The sequence below is a fragment of the Streptomyces griseoviridis genome (assembly GCF_005222485.1).
GTDB classification, from domain to species: domain Bacteria; phylum Actinomycetota; class Actinomycetes; order Streptomycetales; family Streptomycetaceae; genus Streptomyces; species Streptomyces hintoniae.
Map to the genome: position 1 here is coordinate 974,787 of NZ_CP029078.1, position 20,761 is coordinate 995,547.

General features: G+C 72.0%; 18 protein-coding genes and 2 pseudogenes. 12 read left to right on the forward strand and 8 right to left on the reverse strand.

What is annotated here, in order from left to right; all coding sequences use genetic code 11:
* Positions 1 to 33: 33 nt before the first annotated feature.
* Positions 34 to 1,836, reverse strand: a complete 1,803-nt coding sequence (locus DDJ31_RS04130) for an ABC transporter ATP-binding protein (RefSeq protein ID WP_127181653.1) — start codon at positions 1,834 to 1,836, stop codon at positions 34 to 36.
* A gap of 93 nt (positions 1,837 to 1,929) precedes the next feature.
* Here DDJ31_RS04130 and DDJ31_RS04135 point away from each other — a divergent pair, with 93 nt between their 5' ends.
* A complete protein-coding gene (locus tag DDJ31_RS04135) occupies positions 1,930 to 2,406 on the forward strand; it encodes a MarR family winged helix-turn-helix transcriptional regulator (RefSeq protein WP_127181652.1) in 477 nt (158 codons plus the stop codon).
* A 281-nt stretch (positions 2,407 to 2,687) separates the two neighbouring features.
* Here DDJ31_RS04135 and DDJ31_RS39995 read toward each other — a convergent pair.
* From DDJ31_RS39995 to DDJ31_RS04150, 3 genes and pseudogenes are all read right to left on the reverse strand, one after another.
* Positions 2,688 to 2,858: pseudogene (locus DDJ31_RS39995) on the reverse strand (C4-dicarboxylate transporter DctA); the annotation flags it as partial.
* Position 2,859: 1 nt separating this feature from the next.
* The gene (locus DDJ31_RS04145; RefSeq protein WP_346656296.1) at positions 2,860 to 4,455 is read right to left on the reverse strand and encodes a peptide-N4-asparagine amidase; all 1,596 of its coding nucleotides are present in this window, start codon (positions 4,453 to 4,455) and stop codon (positions 2,860 to 2,862) included.
* Between the two features lie 56 nt (positions 4,456 to 4,511).
* Positions 4,512 to 5,366: a L,D-transpeptidase family protein gene (locus DDJ31_RS04150; RefSeq protein ID WP_127181649.1), complete on the reverse strand. Its 855-nt coding sequence runs from the start codon at positions 5,364 to 5,366 to the stop codon at positions 4,512 to 4,514.
* 201 nt (positions 5,367 to 5,567) lie between these two features.
* On the opposite strand from DDJ31_RS04150, the gene DDJ31_RS04155 reads away from it, so the two are divergent.
* The 4 genes from DDJ31_RS04155 (at position 5,568) to DDJ31_RS04170 (ending at position 10,336) form a co-directional block, all read left to right on the forward strand.
* A complete protein-coding gene (locus DDJ31_RS04155; protein ID WP_127181648.1) occupies positions 5,568 to 7,487 on the forward strand; it encodes an ABC transporter transmembrane domain-containing protein in 1,920 nt (639 codons plus the stop codon).
* On the forward strand, positions 7,484 to 9,265 hold the full coding sequence (locus DDJ31_RS04160) for an ABC transporter ATP-binding protein (protein ID WP_127181647.1): 1,782 nt from the start codon (positions 7,484 to 7,486) through the stop codon (positions 9,263 to 9,265). The genes DDJ31_RS04155 and DDJ31_RS04160 overlap by 4 nt, the downstream gene beginning before the upstream one ends.
* A gap of 315 nt (positions 9,266 to 9,580) precedes the next feature.
* Positions 9,581 to 10,051: a DUF5709 domain-containing protein gene (locus tag DDJ31_RS04165; protein WP_127181646.1), complete on the forward strand. Its 471-nt coding sequence runs from the start codon at positions 9,581 to 9,583 to the stop codon at positions 10,049 to 10,051.
* Positions 10,052 to 10,063: 12 nt separating this feature from the next.
* Complete coding sequence (locus tag DDJ31_RS04170) at positions 10,064 to 10,336, forward strand: type B 50S ribosomal protein L31 (RefSeq protein WP_127181645.1); 273 nt, start codon at positions 10,064 to 10,066, stop codon at positions 10,334 to 10,336.
* A 233-nt stretch (positions 10,337 to 10,569) separates the two neighbouring features.
* On the opposite strand, the gene DDJ31_RS04175 is transcribed toward DDJ31_RS04170, so the two are convergent.
* Positions 10,570 to 11,364 carry a metal-dependent hydrolase gene (locus DDJ31_RS04175; protein WP_127181644.1) on the reverse strand — a complete coding sequence of 265 codons (795 nt, stop codon included), beginning with the start codon at positions 11,362 to 11,364 and terminating at the stop codon, positions 10,570 to 10,572.
* 145 nt (positions 11,365 to 11,509) lie between these two features.
* Here DDJ31_RS04175 and DDJ31_RS04180 point away from each other — a divergent pair, with 145 nt between their 5' ends.
* On the forward strand, positions 11,510 to 14,023 hold the full coding sequence (locus DDJ31_RS04180; protein WP_164785049.1) for a DEAD/DEAH box helicase: 2,514 nt from the start codon (positions 11,510 to 11,512) through the stop codon (positions 14,021 to 14,023).
* Positions 14,024 to 14,042: 19 nt separating this feature from the next.
* Positions 14,043 to 14,909 (forward strand): acyl-CoA thioesterase, encoded by an 867-nt coding sequence (locus tag DDJ31_RS04185; RefSeq protein WP_127181642.1) that lies wholly within the window; start codon positions 14,043 to 14,045, stop codon positions 14,907 to 14,909.
* 33 nt (positions 14,910 to 14,942) lie between these two features.
* Here DDJ31_RS04185 and DDJ31_RS04190 read toward each other — a convergent pair whose 3' ends face one another.
* Together DDJ31_RS04190 and DDJ31_RS04195 are read right to left on the reverse strand one after the other, a co-directional pair.
* Positions 14,943 to 15,938: a DUF6397 family protein gene (locus tag DDJ31_RS04190; RefSeq protein WP_127181641.1), complete on the reverse strand. Its 996-nt coding sequence runs from the start codon at positions 15,936 to 15,938 to the stop codon at positions 14,943 to 14,945.
* 124 nt (positions 15,939 to 16,062) lie between these two features.
* Positions 16,063 to 16,476, reverse strand: a complete 414-nt coding sequence (locus DDJ31_RS04195) for a roadblock/LC7 domain-containing protein (RefSeq protein WP_127181640.1) — start codon at positions 16,474 to 16,476, stop codon at positions 16,063 to 16,065.
* A gap of 97 nt (positions 16,477 to 16,573) precedes the next feature.
* On the opposite strand from DDJ31_RS04195, the gene DDJ31_RS04200 reads away from it, so the two are divergent.
* From DDJ31_RS04200 to DDJ31_RS04210, 3 genes are all read left to right on the forward strand, one after another.
* Positions 16,574 to 17,002, forward strand: coding sequence for a PPOX class F420-dependent oxidoreductase (locus DDJ31_RS04200; protein ID WP_127181639.1), 429 nt, complete (start codon positions 16,574 to 16,576; stop codon positions 17,000 to 17,002).
* Between the two features lie 95 nt (positions 17,003 to 17,097).
* Positions 17,098 to 17,697, forward strand: coding sequence for a class I SAM-dependent methyltransferase (locus tag DDJ31_RS04205; protein ID WP_127181638.1), 600 nt, complete (start codon positions 17,098 to 17,100; stop codon positions 17,695 to 17,697).
* Positions 17,698 to 17,974: 277 nt separating this feature from the next.
* Entirely contained in the window at positions 17,975 to 18,907 is a 933-nt protein-coding gene (locus tag DDJ31_RS04210) for a hypothetical protein (protein WP_127181637.1), read from the forward strand.
* 31 nt (positions 18,908 to 18,938) lie between these two features.
* Here DDJ31_RS04210 and DDJ31_RS04215 read toward each other — a convergent pair whose 3' ends face one another.
* Positions 18,939 to 19,121: a hypothetical protein gene (locus DDJ31_RS04215; RefSeq protein ID WP_127181636.1), complete on the reverse strand. Its 183-nt coding sequence runs from the start codon at positions 19,119 to 19,121 to the stop codon at positions 18,939 to 18,941.
* Between the two features lie 257 nt (positions 19,122 to 19,378).
* Here DDJ31_RS04215 and DDJ31_RS38890 point away from each other — a divergent pair.
* Positions 19,379 to 20,349, forward strand: a pseudogene (locus tag DDJ31_RS38890) (ATP-dependent helicase); the annotation flags it as partial.
* Positions 20,350 to 20,370: 21 nt separating this feature from the next.
* Positions 20,371 to 20,592: a hypothetical protein gene (locus DDJ31_RS40000; protein WP_127181634.1), complete on the forward strand. Its 222-nt coding sequence runs from the start codon at positions 20,371 to 20,373 to the stop codon at positions 20,590 to 20,592.
* Positions 20,593 to 20,761: the final 169 nt, after the last annotated feature.

Here is a 20,761-nt window from a genome sequence, read left to right on the forward strand (position 1 = left end):
TAACCCGCATTTCGTCACAATTCCGGCATATCTTCAGCTTGTCGGTTCCAGTTGGGCATCTCGGCGTACCAGAGCCGCGTACCGTCCGTCCCGCGCCAGCAGCTCCTCGTGGGTGCCCCGCTCGGCCAGCCGTCCGGCGTCGAGGACCGCGATCTGGTCGGCGTCGCGGACCGTGGAGAGCCGGTGGGCGATGGTGATGGTGGTGCGGTCGGCCGACAGGGCGTCGATCGCGTCCTGCACGGCGGCCTCGGTACGGGTGTCGAGGGCGCTGGTCGCCTCGTCGAGGATCAGCACCGGCGGGTCCCGCAGGATGGTCCTGGCGATGGCGAGGCGCTGCTTCTCCCCGCCGGAGAACCGGTGTCCGCGCTCGCCGACGACGGTGTCGTAGCCGTCGGGCAGGGCCGCGATGTGGTCGTCGATCTGCGCCGCCCTGGCCGCCGCCCGCAGCTCCTCGTCGGTGGCGTCCGGCTTGGCGAAGCGCAGGTTCTCGGCGACGGTGGCGTGGAAGAGGTACGTCTCCTGCGAGACGACGCCGACCGCGCGGGCCAGGGTGTCGAAGTCGAGGTCGCGCACGTCGACGCCGTCCAGCGTGACACGGCCCCCGGTCACGTCGTAGAGCCGGGGCACCAGGTGGCCGAAGGTCGACTTGCCCGCGCCGGTCGGGCCGACGACCGCGAGGCTGCCGCCCGCCGGGACGCCGATGTCGATGCCGTCGAGTATCGCGGTCCCCTGGTCGTCGTAGCGGAACTCGACGTTCTCGAAGCGGACCTCGCCCCTGATCCGGTCGAGGTGCACCGGGCGCTCCCGCTCGGTGATGTCGACGGGCAGGTCGAGGTACTCGAAGATGCGCTGGAACAGCGCGAGCGAGGTCTGTATCTGCACGCCGGTCGCGAGCAGGCTGACGGCGGGCCTGAACAGGCCCTGCTGGAGCGAGACGAACGCGACGATCGTGCCGATCGACGTCTGCGGCCCGCCCGTGCGCAGCACCATGCCCGCCGTCCAGTAGATGACCGCGGGCATCGCGGCCATCACCATCGTGATGACGGCCATCCGCCAGCGGCCGGCCATGTTCGACCGTATCTCCAGGTCCACCAACTGCTCGGACTCGTCGGAGAAGGACCTGGTCAGCGAGTCGGTACGGCCCATCGTGCGGCCCAGCAGGATGCCGCTGACCGACAGCGACTCGGTGACCGTCGCGGCCATCGCCGCCATCTGCTTCTGCCGCTGGGTGGTGATCTTCTTGCGTTCGTTGCCGACCCGTCGGCTGATCCACACGAACACCGGCAGCAGGAGCAGCGAGACGACGGTCAGCCGCCAGTCGAGGGCGATCATCGCGACGATGGTGGCGATCACGCTGGTCGCGTTGGAGACCAGCGAGGTCGCGGTGGAGGTGACGGTGGCCTGCATGCCGCCGATGTCGTTGGCGATGCGGGACTGGACCTCGCCGGTGCGGGTCCGGGTGAAGAACGCCAGCGACATCCGCTGGAGGCGGTCGTAGACGGCGGTGCGCAGGTCGTGCATGACGCGCTGGCCGACGGTCGTCGATATCAGGGTCTGGAGCACACCGAAGACGCTGCTGAGGACGGCACTGAGGATCATGCCGAGGGCGAGCAGGCTGAGCAGCCCGGTGCGGCCCTGCGGGATCGCGACGTCGAGCGTCTCCTTCAGGAGGAACGGGGTGGCGACCGAGACCAGCGAGGCGGCGCCCACCAGCAGGCCGACGATCGCGAGCCGGGCGCGGTAGGGGCGGAAGAGACGGAGGATGCGGCGCACCTGCCGGGGCTGCTCACCGGCGTCGGCCGGTGGTGTCCAGCGGGATTCGAGATCGGGAGGCAATGGACTCCTAGGGACGTCGGATACGAAGCTTCACGGAGCTTAGCTCATTGTTACCTATGTTCACAATGAGCGTGGTCCTGATATTGTTCCCGCATGACCACGCCCGATTCCGACAGCCTGCTCGCCGAACAGCTGCTGCGGCTCACCCGCCGGGTGCACCGGATCCAGAAGCGGCACATCGAGGAGTGCGGCCTCGGCGTCACCCCGGCGCAGTCCAGGCTGCTGCGCACGCTGGCGCACTACGGCTCGCCGCCGCGCATGGCCGACCTCGCGGAGCGCCTGGAGGTGGTCCCGCGCGCGATCACGACACTGGTCGACGGCCTGGAGGCGGGCGGCAAGGTGCGGCGGGCCCCCGATCCGTCCAACCGCCGGGTGATCCGCATCGAACTCACCGAGGAGGGCCGGCAGGCGCTCGGGCGACTGCGCGGGGCGCGGCGCTCGGCCGCCGAGGAGATCCTCGCGGCACTCTCCGACGAACAGCGCCGGGCACTCGGCGGCCTGCTGGACACCCTGATGGACGGCGACGCCCCCACGCCGACGGAGCGGGGCCGGGGCGCGGGCGCGGGCTGACGCCGGCGGGTGCTTGCGGTCGCTCACGGACGTCTGCGGTCGCCTGCGGACGTCTACGGTCACATGTCGACGTCTACGGGCGCTTGCGGACGTCAGCGAGGTTGCGCCAGGTCAGCGGGGTGCGTCGACGACCGTCGACTTCAACTCCGTTCGACGGCGGGCGCCTTGACGACCGTCGAACCGGACGACGGGCCGGAGGAGCCGGGCGACGCGGGCGCCGCAGGTGGCTGCTTGCCGTCGAGGACCCGCTTCGCCCGGGGTAGGTCGAGGGCGCCCTCCCACCGGGAGACCGCGACGACCGCGACGCAGTTGCCGAGGTCGCCGAGCGGTTGGAGGTCGGTGGCCATGTCGGGCCACAGTTGCCCGACGACGACTGCGACCACGAGCGCGCAGGCGACCTGCGCGAAGAGTGAGGTACGCAGTATGCGTGCGACGCGTCGCACGCAACTCACCTCAGCAGCGGTCGCGTTCCTCGGTGAGCACTCCCTGCACGGTGGTCAACGCGCGGTCGTGGCAGCCGTCGGAGCCGTGGAGCCGGTAGCGCTCCCGGGTCGTCCCGACCGCGTGCCGTTCCTCGCGCGGCACCCCGGTGGTGTACGTCGCGTCACCGGCGTAGGTGTCGTCGAGCCTCGACCAGCCGACCCGTCGCCCGCCCACCGACGCGGTCACGGCGGCCCGGTCTCCGAGGGTCAGCTCGGTGCGCAGCCGGGCGTCCGCGCCGATCGTGGTGGCGCCGTTCATGGTGTACGTCCGGTGGGTGCGGGTGGTGCGGGCCGGACCCCGCCCCTCGTCGACCGTCACCGACTCGTCGTCGCTCCAGCGGGCGTCGAGCCGGTCCGTGTCCTCCCCGTCGGTCCACCGGTGCGTGGAGGTGTGGGCGAGGGCGCGGGTGACGGTGGTGGCGACCCGGCCGTGCGAGGTGTCGACGTACCCGGCGACGGTGAGCCGGTGAGCCCCCTCCGTCTCCACCCGTTCCTCCGAACCGGGTTCGTAGGTGGAGGAGTTGGTGAGGTCACCGACCCGGTGCGCGGTGAGCTTCCCGGTGACGTGCGCGCGCCCCGCGTCCTGCCAGACGAGCACGTTCACCGGGACGCTCCACCCGCCCTGCCCCTCGGGAACGCCGAGGACGGAGACCTCGACGCGGTGCGGGCGCCCGTCGTTGAGCAGCCCGGCGAACGGCGTCAGGTCGTACTCGATCGGCCGCACGTCGAAGGCGCGCGGGCCCGGTATCACGTACCAGAGGAAGGGGTTGGACCACCCTCCGGTCCACACGTGCGGGAACGGCGCGGCGATTCCGGCCAGTCGCCCGTCCACCGAGATCCGCACCTCCCGGTAGGGGCCGCCGTCGGCCTGGCAGGAGTAGGGCGCGGAGTCCGGCACGGTGAGGTACCAGAACTCCTCGCAGCCGCCGCCCGACCCGGTGGCGTACACCTCGGCGACGAGGCGCTCGCTGTTGCGCGGGGTGGTGACGGTGCCTCCCTCCCCCAGGGTGAGAACGCGGTCCGGGGCGGCGGCCTGCCGTCCGGCGTAGAAGGTCAGGGTCACCTTGACGTCGATCACGCCCGTGTACATGCCGTCGACGACGTTTCCGATGAGCATCTCGACGTCCCGCGCGCCCCGGAAGGTGTCGCTGTAGCGCGTGACGTCCTTCTCCACCGACCACTCGATGCCGTCGGGCGAGGGCTCAGGGGTCGAGGTGCGGAGCACCTCCACCCCGCCGACGTGGAGGTATCCGAGCCGGTCGTACTGGCGACCCTTGACCTTGCCGTCGAGCCGCAGCACGACCTTGCTCCACCGGGACCCGCACCCGGCGGGCGGTGTGTAGGTGCCCCGGTAGGGCGTGAAGTCGCGGAACCGCGCCTCGGCGAGGGTCACCCGGCAGGACTTTCCCGCGGGTCTCTCGACGGCCGGGGCCGCCGTCACCGGATCGTGCCAGTCGGTGCCGAACTCGGCGGGAACGTCGACCGATCGGGCCGTGGCCGTCCCGGACAGCGTGCTCAGGACGAGCATCGCCCCAGTGAGCATGGACATGATTAACCGTCTCTTCATGGCCGTGTTCTACGGGGTGCCGCCGCCCCTCCGCAATGCCGCCTCCGCCGCCGGCCCTACGCGGTCAGCGACGCCTTGTCCCCCATCACCACCACGGGGTGCCGGTCCGGATCGAGGGTGCGCAGCAGGGAACGCATCCCCTCCTCGGACAGGCTCACGCAGCCGGAGGTGCCGCTGCCGTGGTCCATGTGCAGCCAGATCCCGCCGCCCTTGGACTCCCCGTCGGGACGGGTCGGATCGTCGGGCGGGCTCCCCTTGACCCGGTTGTAGTCGATGGCGATCACATAGTCGAAGTCGTGCCAGTGGGACCTGTCCCACCAGCGCGGTGCCGCGAAGGACGCGGAGCGGGTGTAGGGCAGCCGGGCGCCGGGGTCCGCGAGCACGCCCCCCGCGTCGGTGAGCGTGAACACCCCGACCGGGCTGCGCTTGTCGCCCTCGTGGTGGTCGGCGGTCCATCCCTCCTTTCCGTTGTGCGCGGGCCAACTGTGGACCCTGGTCCAGGTCGCGCCCTGTCTCGTGTACAGGACGACCGTCGAGTCCGCCGAGTCGCGGCCGCTGCCGTAGACGGCGACGACCTGACGGGAGTCGGCGGGGATCCGATGCCGCAACCGGCCGCCGATGCCGTGGAGTTGGCCGGGCACGGCATCCGAGGCGGTCGCGGGTGCGGTCGCCGGGGTCCCCGTGGCCCCCGCCTTCCCGCGCCGGGTACCGGTCGTACCACTCGTACCACTGGCGCCGGTCGTACCACTCGTATTACTGGTTCCGCTCGTACCGCCGGCGTCGCTGGTGTCCCCGGCGCCAGGAGCCGGGCCGGTGTGACGTGTGGGGCCGTCGTGGCCGCACGCGGTCAGCACGGTCAGCAGGGTCCCCGCGACGGCCGTCGCGATCGTCGCGCGCAGTGCGTTGTGCATCGGCCCATAGTGGCACCACGTTCCGGACCATTACGCGCAGTTCGGTGGATAGGGGTCGGTGTGCCCGGCAGCCGATTCCGTACGGGGCGACGGAAAACCCCTTGCCCCCGACCCCGCCTCGCGGGGAACCTTGCACGGTTTGCTGCCGCCCCGCGCAGTTCTCCTCCCTCCCTGACACGAGCCACCTGGACGTCATCCGTCATGCAGATTCAAGACCTCCCTTACGCTGATCCGGGCGTGCCCGACGCCCGCTCGGGTCCCCGGTTTCTGTGGTGGCTCGGCCGCAACCAACTGGGCGGCCAGGCCAAGGCCCTGGCCTGGGGGCTGTTGCACTTCGCGTCGGTCTCCGCCCTCCCGTTCTGTGTCGGCATCGCCATCCAGGCCGTCATCGACCGCTCCGGCCGCCATCTCGCCCTGGCCGGCCTCCTCCTGCTGCTCGCCTGTGTCGGCAACGCGCTCGGCGACACCTTCCTGCACCGCGCCGCCGTCACCAACTGGATCACCGGCGCCGCCCGTGTGCAGCAACTGCTCGCCCGCAAGGCCGCGCTGCTGGGCTCGGCGCTGACCCGGCGGGTCGCGGCCGGCGAGGTGGTGGCCGTGTCGACAGGCGATGTCGAGAAGATCGGCTGGTTCGTGGAGGCCGTCTCCCGGTTCACGGCGGCCGCCGTCACCATCGTGCTGGTCTGCGTGGCGCTGGTGATCTACCAGCCCGCGCTGGGCCTGGTCGTCGCCGTGGGCCTGCCCGTGCTGGCGCTGGCCGTGCTGCCCCTGCTCCCCCGCGCCACCCGGCGGGCCGACTTCCAGCGCGAGAAGGCGGGGCGGGCCACCGAACTCGCCTCGGACACCGTCGCCGGACTACGGGTCCTGCGGGGCATCGGCGGCGAGGAACTCTTCCTCGACCGGTACCGCCGTGCCTCTCAGGAGGTCCGCCACGCGGCCGTGCGCAGCGCCCGCATGTGGTCCCTGATCTCGGCGATCCAGGTGCTGCTGCCGGGACTGCTGATGATCACGGTGGTCTGGTACGGCGTCCATCTGGCGCGGCAGGGCCGGATCACCGTCGGGGAACTGGTCACGGTCTACAGCTCGGTCATGGTCCTCACCTATCCTCTGCGGCATTTCGAGGAGATCGCCATGGCGTACTCCTTCTCCCGGCCTTCGGCGCAACGGGCCGCGCGGGTCCTGTCATTGGAACGAACCGTGCAAGTCGGTGGTTCCCGAGATGTCGGTCTTCTCTCCGGGGATCTGTACGACCCGGTGACCGGACTCCTCGCGCCCGAGGGCCTGTTCACGGCCGTGGTGTGCGGGGACCCTGACGCGGCGGGCCGGCTGGCGGAACGGCTGGGCGGGCACGCCGGGGAGGCGGTGGCGCCGGACGACGCCGTGTCCGAGCTGCGCGAACCCGACGCCAGGGAGGCCGGGGTCGGCCCTGCGGCCGAGGGGACGGCTTCCCAGGACGCCGCCGCCGACCAGGAGGACGGGGCGTCCGTCCTGCTGGGCGGGGTGCCGCTCGACGCCGTGCCGATCGGCTCGGCGCGCGCCGCCGTGCTGGTCCAGGACAAGGACCCGGTCCTGCTCTCCGGAACCCTGCGCGAACTGCTCGACGTGCCCGCCTCGGGTGCCGTCAGCGCGGAAGCGGCGCTGACCGCCGCGCAGTGCGACGACGTGCTCGCCGCGCTGGTCGAGGGGTCGCTCGACGCGGCCGACCCGATGGACGCCCGGATCACCGAGCGCGGCCGGTCCCTGTCCGGCGGGCAACGCCAACGGCTGGCGCTGGCCCGGTCGTTGATCACGGACCCGGAGGTGCTCGTCCTCGACGAGCCGACCTCGGCCGTCGACTCCCACACCGAGGCGCGGATCGCGGCGGGTCTGAAGGGGCTGCGCGCCGGGCGCACCACGGTGGTGTTCACCTCCTCGCCGCTCCTGCTCGACCAGGCGGAACGGGTGGTGCTGGTGCACCGGGGCGAGGTCGCCGCGGTGGGTGCGCATCGCGCGCTGGTGCGGAGCGATCCCCGGTACCGGGCGGTCGTCACCCGGGAGACCGAGAGCGAGACCGCCCCGCGGGGCGTGGACGACGAAACGGCCCTGCGGGGCGTTCTGGAAGAGATCGAGGAGACGGCATGATCGGCGTGGCGCCACCGGCGTACGACCCGGCGGCCCCGACGACGGCGAACACGCTGCCCGTCGGCGCCGGCCCGACCGTACGCGCCTATGTGACCGAGCTGTTCCGGCGGCACCGCCGGGCCCTGCTGGTCCTGATGGCGGTCAACACGGTGTCCGTGCTCGCGTCGATGGCGGGCCCCTGGCTCCTGGGCGACCTCGTGGAGCGGGTGTCGGACCAGGCCGCGGACCTGCATCTGGAGCTGTCGGCGGCCCTGTTCGTGGGCGCGCTGGTCGTCCAGGCGGTGTTCGTCCGGGAGGTCCGGCTGCGCGGGGCGATGCTCGGTGAGCGGATGCTGGCCGACCTGCGCGAGGACTTCCTGGTCCGTTCGGTGGGGCTCCCGCCGGGCGTCCTGGAACGGGCCGGCACCGGTGACCTGCTGTCCCGGATCACCACCGACATCGACCGGCTCGCCAACGCGATGCGCGAGGCCGTGCCGCAGCTCTCCATCGGCGTGGTCTGGGTCGTGCTGCTGCTCGGCGGCCTGGTCGTGACGGCTCCGCCGCTGGCCGCCGCCGTGCTGCTGGCCCTGCCGCTGCTCATCGTCGGCTGCCGCTGGTACTTCAAGCGGGCCCCCTCCGCCTACCGCTCGGAGGCCGCCGGCTACTCCGCCGTGGCCGCCGCGCTGGCGGAGACCGTGGACGCGGGCCGCACCGTCGAGGCGCACCGGCTCGGCGACCGTCGTGTCGCGCTCTCCGATGAGCGGATCGAGCAGTGGACCGCGTGGGAGCGGTACACGCTCTGGCTGCGTTCGGTGCTGTTCCCCTTCATCAACGTCACCCATGTCACCGTGCTCGCGTCGGTCCTCATGATCGGCGGGGTCTTCGTCCTGCACGGCTGGATCGACGTCGGCCAGCTCACCACGAGCGCGCTCATCGCGCAGATGCTCGTCGACCCCGTCGGGATCATCCTGCGCTGGTACGACGAGCTGCAGGTCGCGCAGGTGTCGCTGGCCCGTCTCGTGGGCGTCCGGGACATCGAGCCCGCCGCGGGTGACGCCTCGGTGGCGCCCGACGGCAGGCACGTGCACGCGGACCAGGTGCGCTTCGGCTACCGCGAGGGCGTCGACGTGCTGCGCGAGGTCTCCCTGAAGGTCGCTCCCGGCACCCGGCTGGCCCTGGTCGGTCCTTCCGGAGCGGGCAAGTCCACGCTGGGCAGGCTGCTCGCCGGGATCTACGCGCCCCGGGACGGCCGGATCACCCTCGGCGGCGCGGAACTCTCCCGGATGCCGGCCGAGCGGGTCCGCTCCCATGTGGCCCTCGTCAACCAGGAGCACCACGTCTTCGTGGGCTCCCTGCGCGACAACCTGCTGCTGGCGCGGACCGCCGCCGAGGACGCCGAGCTGTGGGCGGCGCTGGGTGCCGTCGACGCGGACGGGTGGGCGCGGGCGCTGGACGGCGGTCTGGACACCGAGGTCGGTTCGGGCGGACTCGCGCTCACCCCGGCCCAGGCCCAGCAGATCGCGCTGGCCAGGCTGGTGCTGGCCGACCCGCACACGCTGGTCCTCGACGAGGCGACCTCGCTGCTCGATCCGCGCGCGGCCCGGCATCTGGAACGGTCCCTGGCCAGGGTCCTGGACGGCCGTACCGTCGTCGCGATCGCCCACCGCCTGCACACCGCCCACGACGCGGACATCATCGCGGTCGTGGAGAGCGGCCGCATCACGGAGCTGGGCAGCCACGACGAGCTGGTCGCGGCGGACGGCGCGTACGCGGCGCTGTGGCGGTCCTGGCACGGATGAGCGGGCGGCCGGGTCGGCTCCGGGCGCGGCTCGTCGCGGGGCCGGTGCCCCGGTCGGCCGAGGGGCAGGCGATCGGCTGCGCCGGCTCGCTCCGGGGACCGTCCCAGGGCGGTCCCCGGACCCGTTCACGGCCTCGCGCGCCGTCGCCGAGGCCGCTCGCCGCCTGGCTCGCCGGGGCCTGTCGCGCTCCCCTCGTCCGCTCCGTGGCGTTGCGCGGTGGCGAACGGGGGTGGAAGGCTGGAGAGCGGCACCGACTCGGGGAGTGCCCTCCCACCGTGGTGGGAGTGGGTCCGTCCCCACCGCTTGGAGGTACCCGTGAACAGCTCCGACGGACGGGGAGACGACGTCTACCAGCCCGACGGGTCCGAGGTACAGGACGACGCGGGACTGCTCGACGCCGAGGACACCCTGGACGACGACGGTGTCGACGACCCCCTCGACCGGGGCTGGTCGCCGCCCGAGAAACCGTGGGCGGTGGACCACAGCGGTGTCACGGCCGCCGAAGGCCACCGGGGCGAGACGCTGGAGCAGCGGCTCGCCGAGGAGCGGCCCGACCTCGTCGGACCCGGCGGCGACGGCATCGGCGACTGCGAGGGCACCGACGGCGAACCCCTGGACAACGAGGTCGGCGCGGCCCGCTCCGGCCGGCTCGTGGCTCCCGACGAGGGGGTCCACGAGGACGAGGAGAGCGCGCTGATCGCCACGGACGTGGGCATCGACGGCGCCGGCGCCTCCGCCGAGGAGGCCGCCGTGCACATCGTCGACGAGGATGCCCTGTCCGGTTGAGGAGGAGCACCCATGCAGCAGGACAAGCACCCCGAGTACCGCCCGGTCGTCTTCCGTGACCGTGCCGCGGGCTACGCGTTCCTGACCCGGTCCACGGCGACCAGCGAGCAGACCATCGAGTGGGACGACGGCGAGAGCTACCCGGTGGTGGACGTGGAGATCTCCTCGGAGAGCCACCCGTTCTACACGGGCAAGGCCCGGACGGTGGACTCGGAGGGCCGGGTCGCCCGGTTCGAGCGGCGCTACGGCGGCAGACCGGGCGAGGGCTCCGGCCCGACCGGCTGACCGGTCCCGCCGGGCCTGTCCGACGCGACAAGCGGTACGGGTCTGTCCGTCGCGACAGATCGTGCGGGTCTGTCCGCCGCGACGCATTGTGCGGGTCTGTCCGCCGCGACGCATTGTGCGGGTCTGTCCGACGCCCCGTACGGTGCGGGTCTGTCCGCCGCCCCCGGCGGTGCGGGCCTCCGCGAAGCCCCTGGCAGCGGGGGTCGAGTCGTCCGTGCCGGGGCGCCCGGCTCTCAGATGAAGTTCAGCGCCGCCGCGCAGCCCACCCCGCCGAGCACCATGAACACCGGCATCAGCACCTTCAGCTCCACCCAGCTGCCGGCCCGGAACCGCATGGCCTTGGGCGGACCGATCGGGTACCAGCGCTTGCGGCCGACCGGGATCGGCCACAGGACCGGGCAGCCGGAGACGGTCAGCGCGTCCCCGATGTCGTGGACCAGGGCGCCCAGCACGATCGGCAGGCCCAGCCACAGGTACTCCTGGCCGGGATCCGGGAACAGCCAGCTGGAGCCGTTGCCGGGCTGGTCCAGAATACCGCCGAGGATCCACGCGCTGGTCGCCGCGAGCAGCCACACCAGGACGTCGCTGCTCGAGCCGCGCGCCGCCCGCCACAGCAGGCCCTCGATGGCCAGCACCATGTGGACGAAGAGGATGCCCAGCACGGCCCACCGGCCGCCGGTTATCGCCGCGACCGACGCCCCGCCGCCGATCAGGACCGCCCACAGCCAGGTGTGGGTGAGGGTGCGGTGGCCGCCCGAGCGGCGCGGGTCGCCCGGCTTCCTGGTCGCCTTGTAGACGGCGTAGGAGAGCTTGTCGACGATCTCGCACAGCCAGCGCGAGACCGGGCCGAAGGCCCGCGAGATGGTCGCCGCCTTGTGGTCGAGATCCGGGGCCAGGGCGGCGCCCGCGCAGATCAGGGCTCCGACCAGGAGGACCGGCCAGGGCATCGGGTGCCCGGCCGCGGCGGCAGCCGCGCCGACTCCGAGCCACGCCGCCGCGCCCGACAGTGAGTGTGCTGGTCCCATCATGGCCGTTCCCCGCCCCATTCCTCTTGTGCCGCTGTCCAGTTGACCGGGTGCGCTGACGCTCCGTCGGCGACCCAGGGTATCGGTCATGATCTTCGGCCGGGTGGCCGATTCCCCGGTGGGGGGTGAGGCCAGGCAAGATGGGTGTGTGACCCTCATCGATCAGCTGCCGCAGTCCGCAGACCCCGACGCCCTCTACGAAGCCTTCGAGTCGTGGGCCGAGGAGCGCGGTCTCACGCTCTACTCCCACCAGGAGGAGGCGCTGATCGAGGTGGTCTCCGGCGCGAACGTGATCGTGTCGACGCCCACCGGCTCCGGCAAGAGCATGATCGCGGCGGGCGCGCACTTCGCGGCGCTGGCCCGGGACGAGGTCACCTTCTACACGGCGCCGATCAAGGCACTGGTGTCGGAGAAGTTCTTCGAGCTGTGCAAGCTGTTCGGCACGGAGAACGTCGGCATGCTGACCGGTGACGCGTCCGTGAACGCTGACGCGCCGGTGATCTGCTGCACCGCCGAGGTGCTCGCGTCGATCGCGCTGCGGGACGGCAAGAACGCGGACATCGGCCAGGTCGTCATGGACGAGTTCCACTTCTACGCGGAGCCCGACCGCGGCTGGGCCTGGCAGATCCCGCTGCTCGAACTGCCCCAGGCGCAGTTCATCCTGATGTCGGCCACCCTCGGCGACGTCTCCATGTTCGAGAAGGACCTCACCCGGCGCACCGGCCGCCCGACCTCGGTGGTCCGCTCGGCGACCCGCCCGGTGCCGCTGTCCTACGAGTACCGGTTCAGCCCGCTCACCGACACTCTCACCGAGCTGCTCCAGACGAAACAGGCGCCTGTCTACATCGTCCACTTCACGCAGGCGCAGGCCGTGGAGCGGGCACAGGCGCTGATGAGCATCAACATGTGCTCGCGGGAGGAGAAGGACCGGATCGCCGAGCTGATCGGCAACTTCCGCTTCACCACCAAGTTCGGCCAGAACCTGTCCCGGTACGTCCGGCACGGGATCGGTGTCCACCACGCGGGCATGCTGCCCAAGTACCGACGGCTGGTGGAGAAGCTCGCGCAGGCCGGTCTGCTGAAGGTGATCTGCGGGACGGACACCCTCGGGGTGGGCGTCAACGTCCCCATCAGGACGGTGCTGTTCACGGCGCTCACCAAGTACGACGGCAACCGGGTGCGCACCCTGCGCGCCCGGGAGTTCCACCAGATCGCCGGGCGGGCGGGCCGGGCCGGCTTCGACACCGCGGGGTTCGTCGTCGCCCAGGCTCCCGAGCACGTCATCGAGAACGAGAAGGCGCTCGCCAAGGCGGGCGACGACCCGAAGAAGCGCCGCAAGGTGGTGCGGAAGAAGGCTCCTGAGGGGTTCGTCGGCTGGACGGAGAACACCTTCGAGAAGCTCATCGCCTCCGAGCCCGAGCCGCTGACCTCCCGGTTCCGGGTGACGCACACGATGCTGCTGTCGGTGATCGCCCGGCCGGGCAACGCCTTCGACGCGATGCGGCATCTGCTGGAGGACAACCACGAGCCGCGCAAGGCGCAGTTGCGGCACATCCGGCGGGCGATCGCCATCTACCGCTCGCTGCTGGACGGCGGCATCGTCGAGAAGCTCGACGAGCCCGACGCGACGGGCCGCGTGGTGCGCCTCACCGTCGATCTCCAGCAGGACTTCGCGCTGAACCAGCCGCTGTCCACGTTCGCCCTGGCCGCCTTCGAACTGCTCGACCCGGAGTCGCCGTCGTACGCGCTCGACATGGTGTCGGTCGTGGAGTCGACGCTGGACGATCCCCGGCAGATCCTGGCCGCCCAGCAGAACAAGGCGCGTGGCGAGGCCGTGGCCCTGATGAAGGCGGACGGCGTCGAGTACGAGGAGCGGATGGAGCGCCTCCAGGACGTCAGTTACCCGAAGCCGCAGGAGGAGCTCCTCTTCCACGCGTACAACACGTACCGCAAGAGCCACCCCTGGGTGGGTGATCACCCGCTGTCGCCGAAGTCCGTCGTCCGTGACATGTACGAACGCGCCCTGTCCTTCACCGAGTTGGTGTCGCTGTACGAGTTGGCGCGCACCGAGGGCATCGTGCTGCGCTACCTCGCCGGTGCCTACAAGGCGCTGGACCACACCGTCCCTGACGATCTGAAGTCGGAGGATCTCCAGGATCTGATCGAGTGGCTGGGCGAGATGGTGCGCCAGGTCGACTCCAGTCTGCTGGACGAGTGGGAGCAGCTCGCCAACCCGGAGGTGATGACCGCCGAGGAGGCGCAGGAGAAGGCCGACGAGGTGAAGCCGGTCACCACCAACGCGCGTGCCTTCCGGGTCCTGGTCCGCAACGCCCTGTTCCGGCGGGTCGAGCTGGCCGCTCTCGATCATGTAGACGCGCTGGGTGAGCTGGACGCCGACGCCGGGTGGGACGCCGACGCCTGGGGCGAGGCGATGGACAAGTACTGGGACGAGTACGACGACCTCGGGACAGGCCCCGACGCCCGTGGTCCCAAGCTGCTGGTCATCCAGGAGGTGCCGCAGGACGGCATCTGGCGGGTCCGGCAGATCTTCGACGACCCGAACGACGACCACGACTGGGGCATCAGCGCGGAGGTCGACCTCGCTGCCTCGGACGCGGAGGGCCGTGCCGTCCTGCGGGTCACCGCCGTCGGTCAGCTCTGAGCCAAGGAGACGTTCCCGCATGACGAACCCGGCCGAGAGACTGGTCGATCTGCTCGACCTGGAGCAGATCGAGGTCAACATCTTCCGTGGCCGCAGCCCGGAGGAGTCGCTGCAACGGGTCTTCGGTGGCCAGGTGGCGGGCCAGGCGCTGGTCGCCGCCGGCCGCACCACGGACGGTGACCGTCCGGTGCACTCGCTGCACGCGTACTTCCTGCGTCCTGGCCGGCCAGGTGTGCCCATCGTGTACCAGGTCGAGCGGGTACGGGACGGCCGGTCGTTCACGACCCGCCGGGTCACGGGTGTGCAGCAGGGCCGCACGATCTTCAATCTCACCGCCTCCTTTCACAAACTCGAGGTGGGTCCGTTCGAGCATCAGCTGCCGCCGGCCCGGACGGTTCCCGATCCCGAGTCCCTGCCGACCGTGGCGGACGAGGTCCGGGAGCATCTGGGCGCGCTTCCTGAGCAGTTCGAGCGGATGGCACGCCGCCAGCCCTTCGACATCCGCTATGTGGACCGGTTGCGCTGGAACACCGACGACATCCGGGGCGCGGAGCCGCGAAGTGCCGTGTGGATGCGCGCGGTCGGGCCGCTCGGCGACGACCCGCTCGTGCACACCTGCGCGCTGACGTACGCCAGCGACATGACCCTGCTGGACGCGGTCCGTATCCCCGTCGAACCGCTGTGGGGTCCGCGGAGCTTCGACATGGCGTCGCTGGACCACGCGATGTGGTTCCACCGGCCGTTCCGTGCGGACGAGTGGTTCCTGTACGACCAGGAGTCGCCCATCGCGACCGGCGGCCGAGGTCTCGCGCGTGGACGGATCTACGACCTGGAGGGCCGACTGCTCGTGTCGGTGGTCCAGGAGGGGCTGTTCCGGGCCCTGTAGGTCACACGCTCTGCTCCGCGCAGGCCCTGTAGGTCACACTCCGTATTCCGCTTCCCGATGCGGTACCGGGCGGCGGCCCGCGCGGCGCAGTCGGCCCAGCAGTCCGCGCGGACGGCGAGGTCGCGGCCGGTGCGTCACTCCGGCGCGGGGGACTGCGACGGGTGGTGGGGGCGGCGGGGGCAGGGTCCCGAACGCCGTTCCGCCGTCCTCGCCCAGCAGTGCCGCCGGGGCGGTCGGGCTCGGTGTCGGGCGGGGTGCGGGCTCCTGGGCGCGGGCTTCGGCGACGGTCTGCGCCAGGTCGGCCCGCAGCCAGTCGATCTCGTCCGGTTCGACGGCGGTCGCGATGCGCTCGGCCAGGTGCGCGGTGGGCGAGCCGGGTGAGCCGTGGGGCGCGGCCCGGGGCAGGAACCGGCCCAACTGCGCGCGCTCGTAGGGGTCCGGGACGATCTCGGCGACCTGGGCGGGATCGAGCAGGGACGCCAGGGCCGCCGCGCGAGCCCAGGGATGGCCGTCCGCCTCCCTCAGCAGGAACCCGAGATGGCGCCCCCGCCAGTTCCGGGCCCGCAGGTCCAGTCCCTCCTCCAGTTGCTCGCGCAGTCCGGACGGGGTACGCCCGGTCAGGAGTGGCTTGTTGTCGTCGGTGGCGGCGACCTGCCGTAGCTCCTCGGCCAGATAGCGCCAGACGACCGCGCGGTACCGGTTGAGGTAGAACGTCACCGGTACCAGCACGCCCAGCCGTGCCAGGCGGGTGAACCTGCCCGGTGACACACCCAGCAGTTCGGCGCCCTCTCTGGTACCGACGGTCTCGACGCGGGCGCGCAGCAGGTCGGGAAACCCGGTCTGGGCGCGCAACCGGTCGAGTTCGGCGTGGGTCACCCGCCGCCCGCCGCCGCCCTCGTCGGGGACGGTCCTGAGGTGCCCGAGCCGTACCGCGAGGTCGAACTCCCTGCGCCTGAGCGTCAGTTCGCGTGCGGCTCTGGCGGGTGCGTAGGTCTGGTCGTGCGCTGTCGAGACGGTGTCGCCGGACATGGTCGCTCTCCCCCGTGGAGTACGTGGTCGCGCCGTTCGCGCGGCCTCGGAAAAACCGTAGCCGCTTCGGCGGATCTCGTGGTGACCCTGTGGATAACTCCACGGAAGGGAAGAAAAGTGCAGGTCAGGACTCTGTTGCCGGTGCGTGTTCGGGTTCGCGGGTATCGACGGCGAGGTGTTCGCCCACCCGGTTGACGAGCAGTGTCATCTCGTAGGCGATCTGGCCGATGTCCGCTTCCGCCGCGCTGAACACGCACAGACAGCTGCCGGCACCGGCCGCGGTGACGAACAGCACCGCGTCGTCGAATTCGATCATGGTCTGTCTCACTCCGCCCGCGCCGAAGTGGCGGCCGGATCCCTTGGCGAGGCTGTGCAGTCCTGACGAGACCGCGGCGAGGTGCTCCGCGTCCTCGCGTCGTAAGCCCGTGCTCGCCCCGGTGACCAGTCCGTCGTTGGACAGCACCAGTGCGTGGCGCACGTGTTCGACGCGCTCCGTCAGATCGTCCAGCAGCCAGCCGAGTTTCTGGTTCTGCCCCATGGTCCCTGTGTCTCCCCGTGTGCCGACTCCCCCTGGCTGGAGGATCTCTCCGCAAGCCTTCCCCACCATGGGCGCGCGGACAAGCAGGATGGAAGCCATGGCACAGAAGATGACCGACGAGGAATGGCGGGCCTTCGTTTCCGAGGGAACCCGCACCGGAAAACTGTCGACCGTGCGGGCCGACGGCAGCCCGCACGTGGCCCCGATCTGGTTCCTGCTCGACGGGGACGACATCGTGTTCAACACCGGTGCCACCACGGTCAAGGGGCGGAATCTGACGCGTGACGGGCGGGCTGCCCTGTGCGTGGACGACGACCGCCCGCCGTTCGATTTCGTGGTGGTGCAGGGCAGGGTCGCGATCTCGGAGGACCCGGACGAGCTGAGGCGCTGGTCCGCGCGGATCGGCGGGCGGTACATGGGCGCGGACCGGGCGGAGGAGTTCGGGGAACGCAACGGCGTCCCCGGTGAGCTGCTCGTCCGGCTCAGGATCGGGAAGGTCCTCGCTCAGCGGGCCGTCGCGGGCTGACCGACGCGTCGCTCGAGGGCGGTGCTCGCGGCGGCGCGCAGGTCGAGCCGCCGCGCACCGTCCCGTACGACCGCCGCTGCGGGATCATGCGGGGCATGAGCGACGACCACACGCACGTCCAGGAATTCTTCGGAGCCCGCGCGGCCGACTGGGACAGCCGGTTCCCCGACGACGGCCCCGCCTACGCGGACGCCGTGGCCGCGCTGGGACTGCGCGAGGGCGGCCGGGTGCTCGACGCGGGCTGCGGTACCGGGCGGGCGCTGCCGCCGCTGCGCGCGGCGGTCGGGGCCTCGGGCGTGGTCGTCGGCGCGGATCTGACGCCGGCCATGCTCCAGGCCGCCGTCCGGGCGGGCCGGGACGGTGACGGACGGCTGCTGGTGGCGGACGTGGCCGCGCTGCCGCTGCGGACGGGGTCGCTGGACGCCGTGTTCGCGGCCGGTCTCATCGCGCATCTGCCGCACCCGGCCGAGAATCTGCGGGAGTTGGCGCGCGTGGTGCGTCCAGGGGGCGTGCTCGCGCTGTTCCACCCGATCGGCCGGGCGGCGCTGGCGGCGCGGCAAGGTCGGCAGATCACCCCGGACGACCTACGCGCCGAGCCCAACCTCCGCCCGCTGCTCGCCGGTTCGGGGTGGCGGATGACGTCGTACGTGGACGAGGACACGCGTTTCCTGGCTCTGGCCGCGCGGGCGCGCTGACTCCCGGTGGTCGCGGCGGACCTGCCGTCGGCCGTGTCCGAGGCCGTCGGGCCGGGTGGTCCATGAGCTGTCTCGTCGGCCGTCGGAGGTCTCGCGCGAGCGCGCACCCAGGCCCTTCAAGGTGGCCGACGGCGTGTTCGCGGTGGCCAGTGGGCGGTCGATTCGCCCCGTCGCGGTGAAAAACCGCGGTTCCGGGTGGGCCGCTGGGGGGTCGTGACAACGGGCTCGCCGGCGCACTAGGGTGCGCGCGGTTGGTCGAACGGATGAGGAGGCTGGGATGGCCGGGACGGACGAGGACGCCGTCGCCGCCGCGGACGACGCGCTCTATGTGCTCACGGCGGTGCTCCTGACGCCGGCGAAGTTCCCGAGTGTGCTGGGCGACGACTACCCGGAGGCCTGCGCGGCGCTCGGCCTCGCGCCGCTCGCCGACGGATACGGGCTGGTGCTCGGTCAGGACGAGGCCGGTGCGCGGTGGACGGTCGTCGTCGACGACGTCTCGCTGGTCGCTGTCGCCATCGCCTCCTGGGACTGCGGTCTTGAGTACGACCTGTCGCCCGGAGAGCGCACGGTGGTCGCCGCACTCCCCGGCTGGCCTCTCGCGGTCGCCGTGGCGGCCCCGCATGTTCCGGCGCCGCACGATCCCGCACCCGACGTCGCGGACGGTCCGCCGCTGTCGCCGCCTGACACCTCCGTCTGGGGTCCTGCCCAGCGGCGCCTGGGCGCGGACGAGATAGCGCTCCAGTGGGCGGTGTGGCGGGAGCAGCTCGACGACACGGACTTCCCGGTGTCCGAATCCGCTGACAGCGCCGCCGACACCGACCACACCGCCGACACCGCCGAGATGACCGACGGCAGTGGCGGCGCCCCGGACGACGACAACCAGGGCGTGGCCGCCTTTCAGGGCTCGCGGGGCGCTGACACCGGCATCCCGGCGCCGGGGAACCGGCGCGGTGTTCGCCGGGTTCTCGCGGAGGCGCGCGCGTACGTCGAGTCCCCGCCGCCTCTCGGGCGGGTCCGCTCCTCCTTCGCTCCGGGTGACGCACGGACCCTCCGGGCAGACGGACCTGGCTGGTCGCTGGTGGCCAGGACCGACGACATCGCGTTCGTGCTCCTCGACGAGGAGCCGGGCGAGGTGCTGCCGGTGGGGCGGGGGCCGGAGTTGCCGGGCCTGCTGAAGGCACTCGACAAGATGGCCGTCCGCCCCATCTGACGGCGTCAGGGTGTGACCGCGCGTGAAGGTCTCAGCGGCCCAGCTCCTTGCGGCTGACTCGGCGCAGCCTGCGCCGCTGGGCGGGGTCCAAGGTGAGGTACGCGGCGGCGGGCACTCCCAGGACTATCAGGAGCGCCGCCCACCAGGGCAGCCAGATCAACAGGATCAGCCCGACCGCCACACCACCCACGGCGATCTTCGTGTTCATCGACATGTGCGTCGCCTCCTTCGCGGCCACGGCCGCTCTCTGTTCTCAAAACGGCTCCGCGCCACGCACGGTTCCGACGGCGACCCTGAGACGTCCCTGACATGCGACCCCTAGTCGTCCCCTACATGGTCCTCCCTCATCGCCGTGCGGCCCAGATCTTCGGGCCGGTCACCCTGCGGGGCGAGGGCGTCACGGACCGGTCCCGGTGCTGCACCCTCGGCGACCCCGATCCAGTAGTCACATGTGAGCAATGCGGCATCTCCGTGCAGAGGATCCCTGCGGCAACACCCTCCGAGACCTCCGAACTGGCCCGCTGCCGCGCCGTCTTCACCCCGGGCGATCCGGCGCGTACCGGCACCGTCGCCTTCCAGCGGACGGACGGGACGGCACCGCAGTCGATCGCCACCGGCTCGGTCGAGACGCTGGCGGTCGCCCTCCCGGACGGCGACGGGGTCGCCCTGGTCGAGGTACCCGGCCGTCGTGGTCCTGGTGCGGGAGGCGCTGCCGGCGCTCACGCGTGCGCGTGCCGACGCGCACGCTCAGGCGGTCGCGTTCTGGGGCGCGGCCGCGGTGCTGGCCCTCCAGTTCGTGGCGCGAGGGCTGCTGCTACCCGGTCTGTCGCCGAGTGATCACGGTACGTGGCGTGTGGGTCCGCTCTCCACGGAGGATGTCGACCACGTCCGTCGGCTGGCCGCGGCGATGCCCCCGGAGGCGCACGCCGTCCCCTGGACGCCAGGGTTTCGTTGCGGCTGTCCGAGCCCGAGCGGCTGCTGCGCGGTTTCCTCGACGCGGTGGCCGCCGCGCTGCCCCGCTCCCCCGCGGCGACGCTCGTGACGGGCGTCCCCGCCTACGCCACGCGGCCACCTCTCACACTTCCCGAGCAGCATGCCTGGGCCACCGAGGTGGCGGCAGGTCACGACGCCGGTGTGCGGCTCTCCCTGCGGATCGAGGTGACCGGCCTTGAGGACACCGCGCCGGACGACACGCCGCCGACGTTCCGCGCCGTGCTCCAGGTGCGCTCCGTCGCCGATCCGACGCTGACGCGGGACGCCGCCAGGGTCTGGTCCGGGGATCCTGGCGAGGGCTTCGGCGCGGGCGCGCGGATGGACGTCCTGCGGGCGCTGCGCTGCGCCGCGCGGCCCTGGCCTGACCCGCGCTCGCCCCACTGCTGTCCGCCGAGGTGCCTGACGTCGAAGCCCGGCGTCTGCTCGTGGAGGCCCTTCAGGGCGACGGCGGGCCTTCGTCGTGTGGGGAGTTGACAGTCGCTCAGGACGCGGTGCGGCTGGCTGCCGGGGTCGTGGACGGGGCCGTGCTGGAGCGGCTCGCCGAAGGGGCCGGGTGGAGTGAGGAGGCGTTGGCCGCGGCGGTGCGGGCCTGGCGGGTGGGCGGTGCCGACGGGTTGGCCGTGTGGGTCGAGGAGTGGTCCGCCTCCGGTGAGGCGCTGGCACGCGCGCGTGCGGCGCTGGAGGCTGTGTGAGAGGCGGACGAGCGGCCCGTGCTGCGGGTCTCGCGGCGAGCCGGTGGACGGTCGTCGGAGGCGGTGCCCAGCTGCGTCTGGGGCGCGACGGGCGCTGGTGGCCCTACCGTCGGGAGCAAGAGCGTTGGGTGCCCGCGGGCGGGCCTTCGCGGGACCCGGCGACCGAGCT